The sequence below is a fragment of the Streptococcus suis genome (assembly GCF_002964045.1).
GTDB lineage: Bacteria > Bacillota > Bacilli > Lactobacillales > Streptococcaceae > Streptococcus > Streptococcus suis_U.
The window spans coordinates 1-342 of sequence record NZ_POPB01000573.1; the positions used below are offsets into that span (position 1 = coordinate 1).

General features: G+C 40.1%; 1 protein-coding gene. It reads right to left on the reverse strand.

Annotated features, from left to right (window positions below; genetic code table 11):
- The coding region (locus C1E99_RS12780) for a glutamine amidotransferase-related protein (RefSeq protein ID WP_419580085.1) at positions 1-342 on the reverse strand (342 nt) is incomplete at both ends.

Sequence of the window (342 nt, forward strand, 5' to 3'; positions counted from 1 at the left end):
GCATAACGAATGGCTTGTATTTTCCCTTCTGTACCACGTTGTCCAAAGCCACCAGGAACGATAATTCCTTGTGCTTGTCCTAGACGTTCAGCTACGTTTTCTGCTGTCAAATCATTTGCATTGACCCAATCCAATTCGATAGCAGCATCATTTGCATATCCTGAGTGTTTTAGAGCTTCAACTACAGAAATATAGGCATCTTGTAATTCTACATACTTACCAACTAAAGCGATTTTTACTTTTTTCTGGAGATTAAGAACCTTATCTACCATTGCTGTCCACTCTGTCATATCTGCTGGAGGTACGTCGAGTTTCAAGTGATCGCAAACAATTTGATCCATC